A 15,142-nucleotide genomic window follows, 5' to 3' on the forward strand; every position below is an offset into this window, starting at 1 on the left:
CGGGGCGCTCCTTGCTGGGCTGAATGAAGCGATTTGCACTCTTCACCCCGCCGGGCAACCCCCGCCCTCACGCAGATGTCACAATCACCCCCTATCCACCATCCTGGAAATCTGCCATAGAGGCCGCGGGCCAGCCCTCCCCAACGAGGGCCAGCCTATCTGTAAGGATAGGAGTACAAACAGATGACGATTCCCGCCAAGCCGGACGTGCGCCCTGCATGCCCGCATTTTTCTTCCGGTCCGACCGCCAAGCGTCCCGGATTTTCCCTCGACCAGCTTCAGACCGCTGCCTTTGGACGCTCACACCGCGCCAAGGATGCCAAGGCCAAGCTGAAAGAGGCGATCGACCGCACCAAAGACATCCTGAACCTTCCGGCTGACTACCGCGTCGCCATCGTTCCGGCATCCGATACCGGCGCCGTCGAGATGTGCATGTGGTCCATGCTCGGCGCGAAACCGGTCGATATCTTCGCTTGGGAAAGCTTTGGCCTCGACTGGGTGACCGATGCGCAGAAGCAGCTGAAGCTGACGGACTGCGAAATCCACACCGGCGACTATGGTGTGCTCCCGGCCTTCGAGAAGGCGCGTGATGATGCCGATATCGTCTTCACCTGGAACGGCACGACCTCCGGCGTGCGCGTCGACAATCATGACTGGATCAAGCCGAACCCGGACCGGGTGGTGATCTGCGACGCAACATCTGCTGTGTTCGCGCAGGACATCCCGTTCGAGAAGCTCGATGTGATCACCTATAGCTGGCAGAAAGTGCTCGGCGGTGAAGCGGCCCACGGCATGCTGATCCTGTCGCCGAACGCAGTGAAGCGGCTCGAGACCTATACGCCCGATCGCCCGCTGCCGAAAATCTTCCGGATGACCAGCGGCGGAAAGCTGAACGAAGCCCTGTTCGAGGGCGCGACGATCAACACCCCGTCCATGCTGGCCGTTGAGGACTATCTCAAGGCCCTCGACTGGGCCGAGGAAGTTGGCGGCCTGAAAGGCCTGAAAGCCCGCTCCGACAAGAGCCTCGCCATTCTGGAAGACTGGGTCGCCAGGACCGGCTGGATCGAGTTCCTCTGCGCCGACAAGGCGACGCGCTCGAATACCGGCGTCACCTTCAAGATCACCGATCCGCGCGTGGCGAAACTCGACACGGCCGAACAGGAAGCCTTCGTGAAGAAGATGGTTACCCTGATCGAGAAGGAAGGCGCAGGCTTTGACTTCAACTCCTATGCCAAGGCGCCTCCAGGCCTGCGCATCTGGGTCGGGTCAACGGTTGAGCCGTCCGATGTCGAGAAGCTGCTGCCCTGGCTCGACTGGGCCTTCGCGACGGTCTCCGCCGAGCTTCAGGACGCCTGATTTTCAGTCCGCTCACCCCTGCGAAGGCGGGGGTCAGGTGCAATAATATTCTTACTCAATTGCCTGAGATCCCCGCCTGCGCGGGGATGATCGGGAATAACTCCAGGATCAAACCCATGCCTAAAGTCCTCATCGCTGACGATCTCAGCCCGGCCGCCGTCGACATCTTCAAGAATCGAGGCATCGAAACCGACATCAAGGTCGGCCTGTCGAAAGACGAACTCATTGCCATCGTCGACCAGTATGACGGCCTCGCCGTTCGTTCGGCCTGCAAGCCGGACGCCGATGTCATCGCTGCCGCCACGAAGCTCAAAGTCATCGGCCGTGCCGGGATCGGCGTCGACAATATCGACATCAAGGCCGCGACCGCCAAGGGCGTCGTTGTCATGAACACGCCGTTCGGCAATGCTGTCACCACCGCCGAACATGCCATTGCGATGATGTTCGCCGCCGCCCGCCAGATCCCGGCGGCCGATGCCGGTACGCAGGCCGGCAAATGGCCGAAAAAGAACTTTGTCGGCGTCGAACTCTCCTACAAGACGCTTGGCCTGATCGGCTCGGGCAATATCGGCTCGCGCGTTGCTGAGCGCGCCAAGGGCCTGTTGATGAAGGTCATTGCCTATGACCCGTTTCTCACCGAGGAGCGCGCCATCGAGCTTGGTGTGGAGAAGGTTGATCTCGACACCCTCCTGGCGCGCGCTGACGTCATCACGTTGCACACGCCGCTGACCGACCAGACGCGCAACATCCTGTCGCGAGAGGCGCTTCAGAAAACGAAGAAAGGCCTGATCCTCGTCAATTGCGCCCGCGGCGGACTAGTCGATGAAGCCGCGACCAAGGACCTCCTCGAAAGCGGCCACATCTATGCCGCCGCCTTCGACGTGTTCGCGGAGGAGCCAGCCAAGGAACATGCCTTGTTCGGCACGAAGAATTTCGTCGCGACGCCGCACCTTGGCGCGTCCACTGTCGAGGCACAGGAGAATGTCGCGCTGCAGGTCGCAGAACAGATGAGCGATTATCTCCTTTCCGGCGCGGTCACCAACGCACTCAACATGCCTTCGGTCACTGCCGATGAAGCCCCGCGTCTCAAGCCGTTCATCGAACTGGCTGAGAAGCTCGGTGCCTTTGCCGGACAGGTCTCTGATCATGGCTTTGATGAAGTCATCATCGAGTATGAGGGCGAGGTGGCAGAGCTCAACCGCAAGCCGATCACCGCCGCCGCCCTTGCTGGCCTGCTGCGCGCCTCACGCGGTGACGTCAACATGGTCTCAGCCCCGGCCATCCTTGCTGATGCCGGTGTCAAACTGTCCGAAACCAAGACCGAAGACAGCCCGGTCTATGACAGCCTGATGCGCATCAAGGTGAAGGTGCCGAAAACCGCGAATTCCGAAGAAAGCGGCTGGCGCTCGCTTGCCGGCACTGTCTCAGCGGGACGCCCGCGCGTTGTTGAAGTGAAAGGCATGCCACTGGAAGGCGACTTCTCGCCGGTCGCGCTCTACATCAACAATATCGACAAACCCGGCTTTATCGGTGCGCTGGGGGCGATGCTGGGGGAAGCCGGCGTCAATATCGCAACCTTCCACTTAGGTCGTCAGGATGCCGGCGGAGAGGCCATCGCCCTCATCGGCATTGATAGTGAACCGCCTGCTGAAATGACGGCAAAGCTCGATGCCCTGCCGCATGTCCGCTACGCCAAGGTGCTGCACTTCTAGGGCCAGGCGCCTTCCATAAGTCTTATGCCCGTTCCGGGGGCTGATCTCCGGGACGGGCCGCTCCACCTGCTGCTGCGCAAAGCAGTATCAATGGAGCAATCATGACCAACCTCGCAATCGTCTACCATTCCGGCTATGGCCACACCGCAAAAGTCGCCGATCATGTCGCCAGGGGCGCAGGCAGCGTCGACGGTGTGGATGTCACTGTGCTGAAAGCCGATGACCTCACCAGCCCGGACAGCGGGCCATGGGACGAGCTTGCCGCTGCTGACGGCATCATCTTTGGCGCACCAACCTATATGGGCTCAGCCTCGGCCGTCTTCAAACAGTTCCAGGACGCAACCTCCAAGGTCTGGATGGCGCAGGGCTGGCGCGACAAGATCGCGGCGGGTTTCACCAATTCCGGCTCCCTTGCGGGTGACAAGCTGAATACGCTGCAGCAGCTCTCCGTATTGGCCGGACAGCACGGCATGATCTGGGCAAATTACGGGGCATTCCCCGGCTATAATACAAGCAAAAGCGATTACGCGACCGCCTGGAATCGCGCCGGGCACATGATCGGCCTCGGCACGCAGGCGCTGACTGATCTTCCAGCCGACCAGACACCGGACAAGGCCGATCTCGACACCGCCGAAGACTTCGGCAAGCGCATCGCCGAAGTCACCCGCAGATGGGTGGCAGGAAAAGCATAGCGCGGCGTCAATCCGCCCTCGCAGGCAGGCAAACCCCTTGATTTTGGGCCCGCCCGGTTCTTTCTGGGCGGGTTCAATCGATTCGGGGAAACTCCATGAAACGCACTCTCGCCCTCGCCGTACTTGCCGCCGCAGCCACGACACCAGCCCTCACCGCCAATGCCCAGCTGGTCGAGGAAGCCCGGATCGGCGTGATGCAGCACAATATCTGCGTCATCGACTGCAAGAATGCCGACAAGGAAGACGGTCCGAACATTGAAGGCGAGATCGTGTTCGCCAGCCCCGATATCCTGTCGATCATCCTGGCACCCCGCCCCTACATCGTCGGCTCGTACAACACGGCCGGCGACACCAATTTCGGCGGCGTCGGCCTGCTCTGGAACTGGGATTTCGCTCAGGGCTGGTCGCTGGAGCCGAGCCTCGGCTATGTCATCCATGACGGCGCCAATGAAAGCCCTTTCCCTCAAGGCGACCCGCGCAGCGACGCATTCGCCCGTGAAAACGTCTATTTCGGTTCCGATGACCTGTTCCGCACAGGCCTCGCCTTGAACAGGGATTTCGGCCCGAACTGGGGCCTGCAGCTTCAGTATGAGCACCTCTCTCACGGCCAGATTCTCGGCAATGGCCGCAACCAGGGCATCGATAATCTCGGCGTACGGGCCTATTGGCGATTTGGCGAGTAGGCTTGCCGCCAAGTCAGCCTTGCAATGACACCGGATAAGACGAATCCTTCCTGAAAACATACATTCAGGGAGGTTCGCATGGCTCAGAAGCATGCCATCATTATCGGCGCCGGTCTCGGCGGTCTGACCGCTGCCATCAAGTTGCAGGAGGCGGGCCACACCTTCGACCTGCTGGACCGCAACCCCAAGGTCGGCGGCACCTGGTATGAGAACACCTATCCCGGCTGTGCCTGTGATGTGCCGGTGGCGCTCTACCAGCTCTCCTTCGCCCAGAGCATCAACTGGACCCGCGCCTTCCCGCAGGGCCCGGAAATCCAGGCCTACGCCGAAGAGATTACTGACCGCTACCAGCTGCGCCCCAACCTGCACCTCGATGATGCGGCCCGCACAGCCATCTGGAACGAGACCACCAGCAAATGGACCGTCACGACCGAGAGCGGCAAGACCTATGAAGGCGACATTCTTGTCGGCGCACTCGGCCAGCTGAACCGTCCGAACTGGCCCGACATTGAGGGCCTGGATCGCTTCAAGGGCGCGAAGATGCATTCCGCGCGCTGGGACCATTCGGTCGACTGGGCTGGCAAGCGCGTCGGCGTTATCGGCTCTGCCGCAAGCGCCGTGCAGCTGATCCCGGAAATGGCGAAGACGGCCAGCCAGCTCACCGTGTTCCAGCGCACCCCGAACTGGGTGATTCCGCGCCGCGACGTGCCGGTCACGGCCGCTGAACAGGCGCTGATGTTCACCGAGCCGGAAACCGCTATGGACCTCGGCGCCCGCAATCGCCAGCTCATCTATGACAATGCCGACCATTTCTTCTGGCAGGTCTTCCAGTGGACCGAGGCAGGCCGCGCGGCCTACACAGCGATTGCGACCAATCATCTCAATGAACAGGTCAGCGATCCGGAACTGCGCCAGAAGCTGACGCCGGACTATCCGGTTGGATGCCGCCGCATCCTGATCGCGGATGATTACTATCCGGCGCTTGAGCGCGACAATGTCGAACTGGTCACCGCCGCCCCGAAATCCATTGACGAGACGGGCGTCACCACGCCGGACGGCAAGCACCGCGAATTCGATATCCTCGTCTTTGCGACCGGCTTTGAAACGACGGGCTGGAACTGGTCGGTCGATGTGGAGGGCCTCAACGGCCACCACCTGAATGAAGTCTGGGCCGACCATCCGGAAGCCTATGCCGGAATCACCGTATCGCAGTTCCCCAACCTCTTCGTGCTGTATGGCCCGAACACCAATCTCGGCCACAACTCCATCACCTTCATGCTGGAGCGGCAGGTTGAGTATATGGTCAAGGCGCTCGACACGCTGAATTCAGAGTCGGCAGCGGCCATGATGCCGAAGAAAGCAGCGCAGGACCGCTGGAACAAGGCGCTACAGGACAAGCTGAAGAAGACTGTCTGGGCCGACGATGCCTGCAATTCCTGGTACAAGACCGCTGACGGTCGCATCACCCAGAACTGGGCGTCGCATACGCGCGATTACGCCGCCGCTGTGGCGGAGGTGAAGGTCGAGGATTACGAATTGGCCTGAAGTCTGGGCACAGGCGACACTTCGCCCCTTGATATTCACACGTAAACGCTGTCTGTGGCGCACGGGATTTCAAGGAGTATGAACCCATGGCAGGCGTAGTTGTTGTCGGGGCCCAGTGGGGCGATGAAGGCAAGGGCAAGATTGTCGACTGGCTTTCAAGCCGCGCAGATACGATCGTGCGCTTTCAGGGCGGACACAATGCCGGCCACACACTGGTCATTGGCAACAAGACCTTCAAGCTGAACCTGCTGCCATCAGGCGTGGTGCGCGGCGGCAAGCTCTCGGTGATCGGCAATGGTGTCGTCGTCGACCCGTGGCAGTTGCTGTCCGAGCTTGAGGGCATGTCGAAGGAAGGGGTTTCGCTCAATCCTGACGACCTGATCCTCGCGGACAATGCCTGCCTGATCCTGCCATGGCACAAGGATATCGATGCCGCCCGCGAGGCTGCTCTTGGCGACTCCAAGATCGGCACCACGAAGCGGGGCATCGGCCCGGCCTATGAAGATCGTGTCGGCCGCCGGGCGATCCGCGTCGCAGATCTCGCGGATCCGGCCGCACTCGACCTCAAGCTTGAGCGCCTCCTGGCGCATCACCGTCCGCTTCGCGCCGGTCTCAACCTGCCCGAGCCGGATGGAGACGCGCTGAAGGCGCAATTGCTCGAGATCGCCCCGAAAGTCCTGCCCTTCGCGAGGCCCGTCTGGAAACTTCTGGACGAGCAGGTGAAGCTGGACCGCCGCATCCTGTTTGAAGGCGCGCAGGGCGTCATGCTCGATGTCGACCACGGCACCTATCCCTTTGTGACCTCGTCCAATGTCGTCGCCGGCAACGCCTCGGCTGGCGCTGGCGTCGGTCCGGGCGCGATTTCCTATGTGCTCGGTCTTGCCAAGGCCTATACGACCCGCGTCGGCTCCGGCCCGTTCCCCACCGAACAGGACAATGAGATCGGCAAGCGGCTCGGCACGGTGGGCCATGAATTCGGCACCGTCACCGGCCGCGCACGCCGCTGTGGCTGGTTCGACAGCGTCATGGTGCGCCAGGCCTGCGCAACCTCAGGCGTGACCGGCCTCGCGCTGACCAAGCTCGATGTTCTCGATGGCTTTGACGAGATCAAGGTTTGCACGGGTTACAGGCTGAATGGCGAGGAGATCGACTATTTCCCGGCGGGTCTCACCGATCAGGCGGCCGTCGAACCGATCTATGAGTCCATGCCGGGCTGGAAGGATTCCACGCGGGGTGCCCGCAGCTGGGCTGACCTGCCGGCGGAAGCGGTCAAATATGTCCGCCGCCTTGAAGAACTGGTCGGCAAGCCCTGCGCGCTCGTCTCCACTTCGCCGGAGCGAGAAGACGTCATCCTGATGAGGGACCCGTTCGAGCGGGTGTAGCCAGTCTCTAGCTGAACGCCGATGACACGGCTTCGGCAATGATGCCGCTCGTGACGTGGATCAGATAAGCCTCGTCCTCCACCCGCACCCAGCGATATCCTTCTGGCGGCTGTCGCAGGTCATGTCGCTTCAGGTCTGATATGCGGGCATTACGATAGCGGACCGGCAAGGCTTCACCGCGATGCCAGGTTTTCTTGGCCTGACCAGGTGGAATCGTGCTCTGTTTTTCATGAGCCGGAGATAACCGGTCGCCGCGCGCCTGCGCTGTTGGGTCTGCGTGAATAGCCCCTCCCAATACAATTGCCGCTGCGGCCGATAGACCGACTTTAAACATGTCATTCTCCGTTTCGATATTGAAGCAACGGAGAACGGGGCCGGTCTGTTCCCGTAACGCTCGAGTCGGCGGCAGCTAGCGGGACGCGAAAAGCCGCGACAACGCGATCGCGCCTGCCGTCGCAACGTTAACGCTATCGAAGCCCGTCGCCATTGGGATCCGGACCGGGCGGCACTGATCGATTAAGGATTGCGGAAGCCCCGGACCTTCCGCGCCAAGCAGGATCGCTGTCTTGCCTGAAACCGGCACGGATGCAACAGCCTGCGCCCCGGCTGCGGGCGTCATGGCCCAGACATCGAAGCCCGCAGCCTGCAAGAAGCGGATATGCGTCTCGCCCGTGCCGCCATGATGGAAGGGCAGCCAGAGGGCACTGCCTGCCGAGACGCGGATGGATTTGCGATAGAGCGGGTCACAGCTCTTCTCGTCGAGCAGGACACCGCCCGCCCCGAATGCGGCCGCATTGCGAAACGCTGCGCCGACATTGTCGTGGTTCGAGATGTCGTTGAGCACGAGCAGTGTCTCGCACCCGGCAAACTGGTCGAGCGTCAGCGGCGCGCCTTTATGTGCGCAGGCGAGGACGCCCCTGTGGATCGGAAATCCGGCAACTGCGTCCATGACCGGCTGTGGCGCGACATAGACTGGCGCGCCCTTCGGCAATTGCGAGAGAACGCCCTGCAGCGGTTCAACCCGGCTCTCACCAATGAACACGCTTTCCACTTTGAATCGTGACCGTTCCGCCAGGATGGCGAGCGTCACCTTGCCCTCCACGATGAACCGGCCGTCCGCGCGCCCGGTCAGGTCACGCTCGCGGATCGAGACATAGGGGGCGAGCCGGGGATCGTCGGCGTCCTTGACGGGAATCAGGTCCATGCCCCCTTATTCCCCGGTCTGCCTTTTCGCGCTAGGGTCTGCCATCACGCCTCATCAGAGGGACAATGGGTGGGACCGGGACGATGACACATATCGGATCGCGCATTGCGGTAACGAGCTTCTTTGCCGTGCTCTATCTGGCCTTTCTCGCCGAGATCGGTGTGCTGTTCCATGAATTCAGCCCGCAGGGCCTGGCCATTCCGATGGCGACCCTGTTCGCGCACAATTTCCTGTTCTTTCCCATTGCAGGCCTGCTCGCGCTGATCGCCTTCTGGCGGCCGGCGGTCCTGCTCGCCGATTCCCTCGGGACAGGGAAGATCAAACGCGGCTGGATGACGCTCGCCCTGGTGGCTGGCGTGATTGCTGGCCTCGCCTTCCTTCTTTCATCGGCCTTCGCGGCCTCGAACACGCGGTCGATTTTCGAAGTGTCGCCTGTCGCGATCCATGCCGATGAAAGCCGCGAAAGCGAAGATGCTGCTGCGCGCCGCGCATCGATCGGCGAAGCGCTCCTGCAACTTCATATCATGGCCGATATTGATGGCGGCCTGCAGTCCTTCCAGTCGCGCTGCGAGGCCGACTGGCTGCGCTACGGCATTGCCGCCGACCAGGAAAAGCTCTGCTTTCCAACCGGGACGGTCACATCAGTGGCGGCCTGCTGCCGGGCCAGGACCGATTTCCGCACGCATGTGAACACCTTGCAGGCCGCGAGCCCGTCCCTGCTTGCCCGCGTCCACCGCATCGTCCTGCCCTTCAAGATGGTCTTCCTGCTGACGCTGCTCTTCATCGGCATCCTGCTGGTCTGGCTGAGGAAGCCGCTGACCGAGCTTTACGGCAAGGCGGTGCAGCAGGTCTCCTTCCCGCTGGCCGCTGGCGGCGCGCTCGTCCTGCTCTGGCCGCTGATGAACGCGGCCTACCTCTCCACGTCGGCGTTGCTGACCGGGGACGGCGTGTCCAATGCCTACCGCGTCACCGCACCGCTCTTCGCGCTTGGCTTCGGCGTCTGGGCCATGCTGCTCATCTTTTTCCACCTGCGCACCTATCCGAGCCATATCGAAACGGCACTGAAATCAGCAGGCGCCATCGCCGCCGCGATTGGCGTGTTCCGCTATGAGGAGATCGTGAACTATCTGACGCGCACGCTCGGCGTCGGCGGCGGACTTGTCGCCGTGGCCGTGTTCACCGTGGCTGTCGCCTCTCTGATTGCGGCCGTGATCATGGGCGTGAAGCCACCGGAGTTCCTCGACCCGCCGGCCGAGGATCCGGAGCCCCACGAGACCAGGGTCTCAATCTAGCTTGAAACCGGCAGGCCCTGCTCTTTCGCCATACGCTTCATCGCCTTCTGGATTTTCTCGAAGGCGCGCACCTCGATCTGGCGGATGCGTTCACGGCTGACATTATAGACCTCTGACAGCTCTTCGAGTGTCTTCGGCTCGTCAGTCAGGCGGCGCTCCTGCAGGATATGCTGCTCACGTTCGGACAGGTCCGCCATCGCTTCCTGGAGAAGCTCCATGCGGCTGTCGAACTCCTGGCGATTGGCGAAGGTCTCGGCCTGGCCCGGCTCATCATCTGCGAGCCAGTCCTGCCACTCCATGTCGCCTTCCGTACCCATCGGCGCGTTCAGCGACGCGTCAGAGCCGCTCATCCGGCCATTCATGCTGCGCACGTCCTTTTCAGGGACGTTGAGCTGTTCGGCGATGTGCTTGACCTGCTCAGGGTTGAGATCGCCCGTGTCGAGCGCATTGATCTCACCCTTGATGCGGCGAAGGTTGAAGAAGAGCTTCTTCTGTGCGGCCGTGGTGCCGAGCTTCACGAGGCTCCAGCTGCGCAGGATATACTCCTGGATGGCCGCGCGGATCCACCACATCGCATAGGTTGCGAGGCGGAAACCCTTGTCCGGGTCGAATTTCTTGACGGCCTGCATCAGGCCGACATTGCCTTCAGAAATCACTTCGGCCATCGGCAGGCCGTAGCCGCGATATCCCATTGCAATCTTGGCGACGAGGCGCAGGTGAGACGTCACCATCTGCTCTGCAGCTTCAGTGTCTTCATGCTCCTGCCAGCGTTTGGCCAGCATGAATTCCTGCTCCTTTTCGAGCATCGGGAATTTGCGGATTTCTGTCAGGTATCTGCTGAGCCCCTGTTCCGGGCTCAAAGCGACGGACGTCTTGATCGCCATGTTTTCTCTCCAATCTACATCACTGACCCCTGAAACGGGCATCGGTTCCGTATCGGTTATGGAGAAAGCCTATTAGCCCCGCTTAGCGGCAGCGTCTTTCCCCTGTTTGCGCATTCATCTTATCACGCACTCGCATAAATGGGGCAGATGACGGCAATATAAAGGCCAGACGGGGGATTTTTGGAAAGAAAGATTGCCCGCACCATCCGGAATGCGAATGGGCGGGCGATCTGTCGAATAGCAGCCCTTTAATCAGGCCGCCTTTTTCTTGACCGGTTTTTTCACCGCAGGCTTCTTCGCAGCGGGCTTCTTGGCCGGGGCGGCTTTCTTCGCGGCAACGGGTTTGCTGGCCGCTGGTTTCTTGGCAGCAGCAGCCTTCACCGTCGCAGGTTTCTTCGCTGCGGCTGGTTTGGCTTTGGCGGCTGGTGTTTTCGCTGCCGGCTTTTTGCCGCAGCTTTCTTGGCAGTGGTCGTCATGTCCTGATCCCGATTCTGTTAGAGCGGACTATACCAAAGGGTCGCCGCACCGAATCGGTACGGACGCTGGAATCGTGCCTGAGATTTCAAATTTCGCAATTAAATAAAAATCGAGCTTATTCCGGTCATTACTCGAGCGTCCGGGACGAATATTGCTCACTGCGCAAGTTAAAGACCCGGATGCGGGGGCGGCATCCGGGCCTTTCAGGCGCCAGCCTGCTGAATTACTTCGCCTTTGGCTTACCGGGGATCGATGGTTTGCCTGGCTTTGCAACGGGCTTGGCAGCCGGTTTCGTTGACGGTTTGACAGATTGCGATTTCATCGCGTTTGCCTTTGCATGCGGGACAAATCTTGTGTCCCTCAATCGTCGGGGCACGCTTGCTCCGACAAAAAACAAAATACGCCTTTCACGTGTGTTCTTCAATGAGCCCAGAAGTGAAATGTTTGTTACCTCGCCTGAATACTTCACTCCCGCCTGCGTCGAGGCGGCACAGGCATACGAGGATGACTTCGCGGGCCAGGCGACCTACATGTTGACGAGCAGATCAGGAGCCAGACCTCAATGGCCAACATTCTCACTATCGGGTTCTATATCGCGCTTGCAGTTGTCGTCGTGGTGCTGGTGATGGGCCTCGTCAACCTGACCCGCACCGACGGGAACCAGGCGAGCCGTTCCAACAAGCTGATGCGCATGCGCGTCCTGGTCCAGGCTATCGCCATTGCACTGCTTTGCGGTCTCGGCTTCGTGGTGGGTGCCTTCAACTAGTCTTGAACCATGGTCAAACTCGACAAAATCTACACACGCAGCGGCGACAAGGGCAAAACCCGGCTCGCCACGGGTGAACCTGTCGACAAGTGGGATATCCGCGTCACAGCCTATGGCAGCGTCGATGAAGTGAACGCCGCACTTGGTGTTGCGGCGCTCGAGGCAAAGGGTGACATGGCGAGTGCCATCCACCGCATCCAGAATGATCTGTTCGATCTGGGCGCAGACCTCGCAACTCCGGACCGCGGCAAGGAGCTGGCCTGGGAGCCGCTTCGTATCGTGAAAGCACAGACCGAGCGGCTCGAAAGCGAGATCGACGCGATGAACGAGCACATCGCCCCGCTCGACAGCTTTATCCTGCCCGGTGGCTCTGCCCTTGCGGCGCAGCTGCACGTCGCGCGCACCATATGCCGGCGCGCAGAGCGCGACGTCGCCCAGCTGGCCGCCACCGAAGGCGAAACCGTCAGCGCGCACGCCCTGTCCTACATTAACCGCCTGTCCGACTGGCTGTTTGTCGCGGCCCGCGCGGCCAATGAGAACGGTAGCAAGGACGTAAAATGGGTGCCCGGCGCAAACCGGTAGGAGACGCCGCATGTCTGAAAAACTCTATCGGCGCTTCATTGGGCACTGGGAGCTGGACCCGGCCTCCTGCGACTACAAGCAGGGCGATCCACCGAAGACAGGCACCTATGTCATCCGCGAGGATGGCGATGATCTCATCTTCGACATGGCCTGGACCGACCAGGCCGGGACGCCCCATGAGGCCTCGTTTCGCGGAACGCCAGACGGCGAGGCAAAGCCATTCAATGGCGGCGATCTCGTCGACAGCCTCACCATCACGGCGGAAAGCCGCAGCGAACTGAACTCCAGCGCCAGCATGAAGGGGCAGCCCCTGATGCACGCCACCCGCACCCTGATCGATGATGACACAATGCGGATCGTGCAGGTGGTTTACCTGCCGGACGGTTCAGCCCCGGCCAACAAATCGGTCTATCGGCGCCAGTCGGTGGCCTGAAACTGCCTGCCGGGCACTTGAGGGGCTTGAGTGTTGACCGCTCTCGGGGCAAAGCATGGCCCCATGAGTGATACACCCCCTGACCGCCTGAGCCTTGACCCTCGCAGCCCCCATTATGACGAAGCGCTGATCTCGCGCGGCGTCGGTGTCCGCTTCAAGGGGCAGGAACGCACCAATGTTGTCGAATACTGCCTGTCGGAAGGCTGGATCCGCATCGTCGCCGGCAAGGCGGTCGACCGGAAGGGCCAACCGCTGACACTGACGCTGAAAGGCCCGGTCGAAGTGTGGTTCGAGGACACTGACAACCAGGCCTAGGAGACTTGGCGATATGTCACGATAGCGAAGTATCGCGACGAATTGACCCTTACGTTAGCGTTAAGCTTGATTGTTACGTCCGCCTCTTCTAGTTCTCCACCAGATTTCAGGATCAATGTATAAGGAGCCAGCCCATGAAGGTGCTCGTCCCCGTGAAACGGGTGATCGATTATAACGTCAAAGTCCGGGTCAAATCCGACCAGTCGGGCGTTGACCTCGCCAATGTCAAAATGTCCATGAACCCATTCGACGAGATTTCCGTCGAAGAGGCCGTCCGCCTGAAGGAAAAGGGCGCGGCAGAGGAAGTGGTCGTTGTTTCCATCGGACCACAGCAAGCCCAGGAAACCCTGCGCACCGCGCTCGCCATGGGCGCTGATCGCGGCATCCTGATCAAGACCGACGACACGGTCGAGCCACTCGCCGTGGCGAAAATACTTAAAGGCGTTGTCGAAGCCGAAAGCCCGGATCTCGTTATCCTTGGCAAGCAGGCAATTGACGATGACAGCAACCAGACCGGCCAGATGCTCGCTGCCCTGCTCGACTGGCCACAAGGCACGTTCGCCTCGGAAGTCGTCCTCGAAGACGGCAAGGCGAAAGTCACCCGCGAAATCGATGGCGGCCTGCAGACACTCGAACTTCAGACTCCGGCAATTGTGACGACGGACCTGCGCCTCAACGAGCCGCGCTATGCGTCGCTGCCGAACATCATGAAGGCCAAGAAAAAGCCGATCGACGAGAAAGCTCCTGGCGATTACGGCGTCGATACAGCCCCGCGCCTTAGCGTTGTGAAAGTGACTGAGCCACCGGTTCGTGAAGCTGGCGAGAAAGTCGAAGATGTCGCCACGCTCGTTTCCAAACTCAAAGCGAAGGGAGCAATCTAATGGCTGTTCTCGTACTTGCAGACCACGACAATTCCGCCCTGTCTGACGCCACGCACAAGACAGTGACCGCCGCCAAGGCATTTGGCGGGGACATTGACATCCTCGTCGCCGGCAAGGGTGCAGGCGATGTTGCCGCTGCCGCCGCGAAGATCGACGGTGTGCGCAAGGTCCTCCATGCCGAAGGCGATGCTTATGAAAAGCAGCTCGCCGAAGCCATGGAAGCCCTGATCGTTCCGCTGATGAGCGGTTATGACGCCCTGTTCTCGCCTGCCACCACGATGGGCAAGAATGTCACGCCGCGCATTGCGGCCAAGCTCGACGTCATGCAGATCTCCGACATTACCGGCATTGAAGGCACTGATACGTTTGAGCGCCCGATCTATGCCGGTAACGCGATGATGACGGTCAAATCCTCAGATGCGAAGAAAGTTGTCACCGTTCGCGGCACGGCCTTCGATGCCGCAGGCGAAGGTGGTTCTGCTTCCGTCGAGACCGTCGACGCGCCAGCTGGTCCGTTCAAATCGGCCTTCGTCGAAGAAAAGATCGTCCAGTCGGACCGTCCGGAACTCACCTCCGCCAAGACCATCGTGTCCGGCGGCCGCGCGCTCGGCTCGAAGGAAGAGTTCGACCGCCTGATGATCCCGCTCGCCGACAAGCTGAATGCCGGTATCGGCGCCTCGCGCGCTGCTGTCGACGCTGGCTATGCGCCGAACGACTATCAGGTTGGCCAGACCGGCAAGATCGTTGCGCCGGAACTTTACATCGCCATTGGCATCTCGGGCGCCATCCAGCACCTTGCTGGCATGAAGGACTCCAAGATCATCGTCGCGATCAACAAGGACGAAGAAGCCCCGATCTTCCAGGTGGCCGATTATGGTCTGGTTGCAGACCTGTTCACGGCCGTGCCGGAGCTGACCGAAGCGCTCTAGGTCTTTGCC

At 60.9% G+C, this 15,142-nt stretch carries 17 protein-coding genes; 14 read left to right on the forward strand and 3 right to left on the reverse strand.

The window, feature by feature from the left end; genetic code table 11:
• Nucleotides 1-183 precede the first annotated feature (183 nt).
• The 6 genes from B8746_RS04205 (at nucleotide 184) to B8746_RS04230 (ending at nucleotide 7,370) form a co-directional block, all read left to right on the forward strand.
• A complete protein-coding gene (locus tag B8746_RS04205; RefSeq protein WP_084391975.1) occupies nucleotides 184-1,356 on the forward strand; it encodes a phosphoserine transaminase in 1,173 nt (390 codons plus the stop codon).
• Between the two features lie 116 nt (nucleotides 1,357-1,472).
• Nucleotides 1,473-3,068, forward strand: a complete 1,596-nt coding sequence (serA, locus tag B8746_RS04210; RefSeq protein WP_084391976.1) for a phosphoglycerate dehydrogenase — start codon at nucleotides 1,473-1,475, stop codon at nucleotides 3,066-3,068.
• Nucleotides 3,069-3,169: 101 nt separating this feature from the next.
• Nucleotides 3,170-3,760: a flavodoxin family protein gene (locus B8746_RS04215; protein ID WP_084391977.1), complete on the forward strand. Its 591-nt coding sequence runs from the start codon at nucleotides 3,170-3,172 to the stop codon at nucleotides 3,758-3,760.
• Between the two features lie 95 nt (nucleotides 3,761-3,855).
• Nucleotides 3,856-4,443, forward strand: a complete 588-nt coding sequence (locus B8746_RS04220; protein WP_084391978.1) for an acyloxyacyl hydrolase — start codon at nucleotides 3,856-3,858, stop codon at nucleotides 4,441-4,443.
• A 78-nt stretch (nucleotides 4,444-4,521) separates the two neighbouring features.
• Nucleotides 4,522-5,988: a flavin-containing monooxygenase gene (locus tag B8746_RS04225; protein WP_084391979.1), complete on the forward strand. Its 1,467-nt coding sequence runs from the start codon at nucleotides 4,522-4,524 to the stop codon at nucleotides 5,986-5,988.
• An 86-nt stretch (nucleotides 5,989-6,074) separates the two neighbouring features.
• Complete coding sequence (locus B8746_RS04230) at nucleotides 6,075-7,370, forward strand: adenylosuccinate synthase (protein ID WP_084391980.1); 1,296 nt, start codon at nucleotides 6,075-6,077, stop codon at nucleotides 7,368-7,370.
• 7 nt (nucleotides 7,371-7,377) lie between these two features.
• Here the strand turns inward: B8746_RS04230 and B8746_RS04235 are convergent, their stop codons facing one another.
• Both B8746_RS04235 and B8746_RS04240 read right to left on the reverse strand, forming a co-directional pair.
• Nucleotides 7,378-7,704 (reverse strand): RcnB family protein, encoded by a 327-nt coding sequence (locus tag B8746_RS04235; protein ID WP_084391981.1) that lies wholly within the window; start codon nucleotides 7,702-7,704, stop codon nucleotides 7,378-7,380.
• Between the two features lie 75 nt (nucleotides 7,705-7,779).
• On the reverse strand, nucleotides 7,780-8,574 hold the full coding sequence (locus B8746_RS04240) for a TrmH family RNA methyltransferase (protein WP_084391982.1): 795 nt from the start codon (nucleotides 8,572-8,574) through the stop codon (nucleotides 7,780-7,782).
• Between the two features lie 83 nt (nucleotides 8,575-8,657).
• Between B8746_RS04240 and B8746_RS04245 the strand changes: the two genes are divergently transcribed.
• A complete protein-coding gene (locus B8746_RS04245; protein ID WP_143434521.1) occupies nucleotides 8,658-9,866 on the forward strand; it encodes a hypothetical protein in 1,209 nt (402 codons plus the stop codon).
• Here B8746_RS04245 and rpoH read toward each other — a convergent pair.
• The gene (gene rpoH / locus B8746_RS04250) at nucleotides 9,863-10,750 is read right to left on the reverse strand and encodes an RNA polymerase sigma factor RpoH (RefSeq protein ID WP_084391984.1); all 888 of its coding nucleotides are present in this window, start codon (nucleotides 10,748-10,750) and stop codon (nucleotides 9,863-9,865) included. The genes B8746_RS04245 and rpoH overlap by 4 nt on opposite strands.
• 268 nt (nucleotides 10,751-11,018) lie before the next feature.
• Here rpoH and B8746_RS17065 point away from each other — a divergent pair, with 268 nt between their 5' ends.
• The 7 genes from B8746_RS17065 to B8746_RS04285 all read left to right on the forward strand — a co-directional run bounded on the left by B8746_RS17065 (nucleotide 11,019) and on the right by B8746_RS04285 (nucleotide 15,133).
• Nucleotides 11,019-11,333: a hypothetical protein gene (locus B8746_RS17065; RefSeq protein ID WP_158084532.1), complete on the forward strand. Its 315-nt coding sequence runs from the start codon at nucleotides 11,019-11,021 to the stop codon at nucleotides 11,331-11,333.
• A gap of 456 nt (nucleotides 11,334-11,789) precedes the next feature.
• Nucleotides 11,790-11,993, forward strand: coding sequence for a twin transmembrane helix small protein (locus B8746_RS04260; protein ID WP_084391985.1), 204 nt, complete (start codon nucleotides 11,790-11,792; stop codon nucleotides 11,991-11,993).
• A gap of 9 nt (nucleotides 11,994-12,002) precedes the next feature.
• Nucleotides 12,003-12,575 carry a cob(I)yrinic acid a,c-diamide adenosyltransferase gene (locus B8746_RS04265; RefSeq protein ID WP_084391986.1) on the forward strand — a complete coding sequence of 191 codons (573 nt, stop codon included), beginning with the start codon at nucleotides 12,003-12,005 and terminating at the stop codon, nucleotides 12,573-12,575.
• A gap of 10 nt (nucleotides 12,576-12,585) precedes the next feature.
• Nucleotides 12,586-13,008: a hypothetical protein gene (locus B8746_RS04270; RefSeq protein ID WP_084391987.1), complete on the forward strand. Its 423-nt coding sequence runs from the start codon at nucleotides 12,586-12,588 to the stop codon at nucleotides 13,006-13,008.
• 63 nt (nucleotides 13,009-13,071) lie between these two features.
• Nucleotides 13,072-13,323, forward strand: a complete 252-nt coding sequence (locus B8746_RS04275; RefSeq protein ID WP_084391988.1) for a DUF3297 family protein — start codon at nucleotides 13,072-13,074, stop codon at nucleotides 13,321-13,323.
• 134 nt (nucleotides 13,324-13,457) lie between these two features.
• The gene (locus B8746_RS04280) at nucleotides 13,458-14,204 is read left to right on the forward strand and encodes an electron transfer flavoprotein subunit beta/FixA family protein (RefSeq protein WP_084391989.1); all 747 of its coding nucleotides are present in this window, start codon (nucleotides 13,458-13,460) and stop codon (nucleotides 14,202-14,204) included.
• A complete protein-coding gene (locus B8746_RS04285) occupies nucleotides 14,204-15,133 on the forward strand; it encodes an electron transfer flavoprotein subunit alpha/FixB family protein (RefSeq protein WP_084391990.1) in 930 nt (309 codons plus the stop codon). The genes B8746_RS04280 and B8746_RS04285 overlap by 1 nt, the downstream gene beginning before the upstream one ends.
• Nucleotides 15,134-15,142: the final 9 nt, after the last annotated feature.

Origin of the sequence: Henriciella pelagia, from assembly GCF_002088945.1 — a bacterium.
GTDB classification, from domain to species: Bacteria; Pseudomonadota; Alphaproteobacteria; order Caulobacterales; family Hyphomonadaceae; genus Henriciella; species Henriciella pelagia.

What these genes read in the sequence shown, in the direction of transcription:
- serA (WP_084391976.1), top strand. Translation starts at nt 1,473, where the DNA reads ATGCCTAAAGTCCTCATCGCTGACGATCTCAGCCCGGCCGCCGTCGAC.
- B8746_RS04275 (WP_084391988.1), top strand. Translation starts at nt 13,072, where the DNA reads ATGAGTGATACACCCCCTGACCGCCTGAGCCTTGACCCTCGCAGCCCC.
- B8746_RS04235 (WP_084391981.1), bottom strand. Translation starts at nt 7,704, where the DNA reads ATGTTTAAAGTCGGTCTATCGGCCGCAGCGGCAATTGTATTGGGAGGG.
- B8746_RS04270 (WP_084391987.1), top strand. Translation starts at nt 12,586, where the DNA reads ATGTCTGAAAAACTCTATCGGCGCTTCATTGGGCACTGGGAGCTGGAC.
- B8746_RS04225 (WP_084391979.1), top strand. Translation starts at nt 4,522, where the DNA reads ATGGCTCAGAAGCATGCCATCATTATCGGCGCCGGTCTCGGCGGTCTG.
- B8746_RS04260 (WP_084391985.1), top strand. Translation starts at nt 11,790, where the DNA reads ATGGCCAACATTCTCACTATCGGGTTCTATATCGCGCTTGCAGTTGTC.
- rpoH (WP_084391984.1), bottom strand. Translation starts at nt 10,750, where the DNA reads ATGGCGATCAAGACGTCCGTCGCTTTGAGCCCGGAACAGGGGCTCAGC.
- B8746_RS04215 (WP_084391977.1), top strand. Translation starts at nt 3,170, where the DNA reads ATGACCAACCTCGCAATCGTCTACCATTCCGGCTATGGCCACACCGCA.
- B8746_RS04265 (WP_084391986.1), top strand. Translation starts at nt 12,003, where the DNA reads ATGGTCAAACTCGACAAAATCTACACACGCAGCGGCGACAAGGGCAAA.
- B8746_RS04280 (WP_084391989.1), top strand. Translation starts at nt 13,458, where the DNA reads ATGAAGGTGCTCGTCCCCGTGAAACGGGTGATCGATTATAACGTCAAA.
- B8746_RS04245 (WP_143434521.1), top strand. Translation starts at nt 8,658, where the DNA reads ATGACACATATCGGATCGCGCATTGCGGTAACGAGCTTCTTTGCCGTG.
- B8746_RS04230 (WP_084391980.1), top strand. Translation starts at nt 6,075, where the DNA reads ATGGCAGGCGTAGTTGTTGTCGGGGCCCAGTGGGGCGATGAAGGCAAG.
- B8746_RS04240 (WP_084391982.1), bottom strand. Translation starts at nt 8,574, where the DNA reads ATGGACCTGATTCCCGTCAAGGACGCCGACGATCCCCGGCTCGCCCCC.
- B8746_RS04220 (WP_084391978.1), top strand. Translation starts at nt 3,856, where the DNA reads ATGAAACGCACTCTCGCCCTCGCCGTACTTGCCGCCGCAGCCACGACA.
- B8746_RS04205 (WP_084391975.1), top strand. Translation starts at nt 184, where the DNA reads ATGACGATTCCCGCCAAGCCGGACGTGCGCCCTGCATGCCCGCATTTT.
- B8746_RS04285 (WP_084391990.1), top strand. Translation starts at nt 14,204, where the DNA reads ATGGCTGTTCTCGTACTTGCAGACCACGACAATTCCGCCCTGTCTGAC.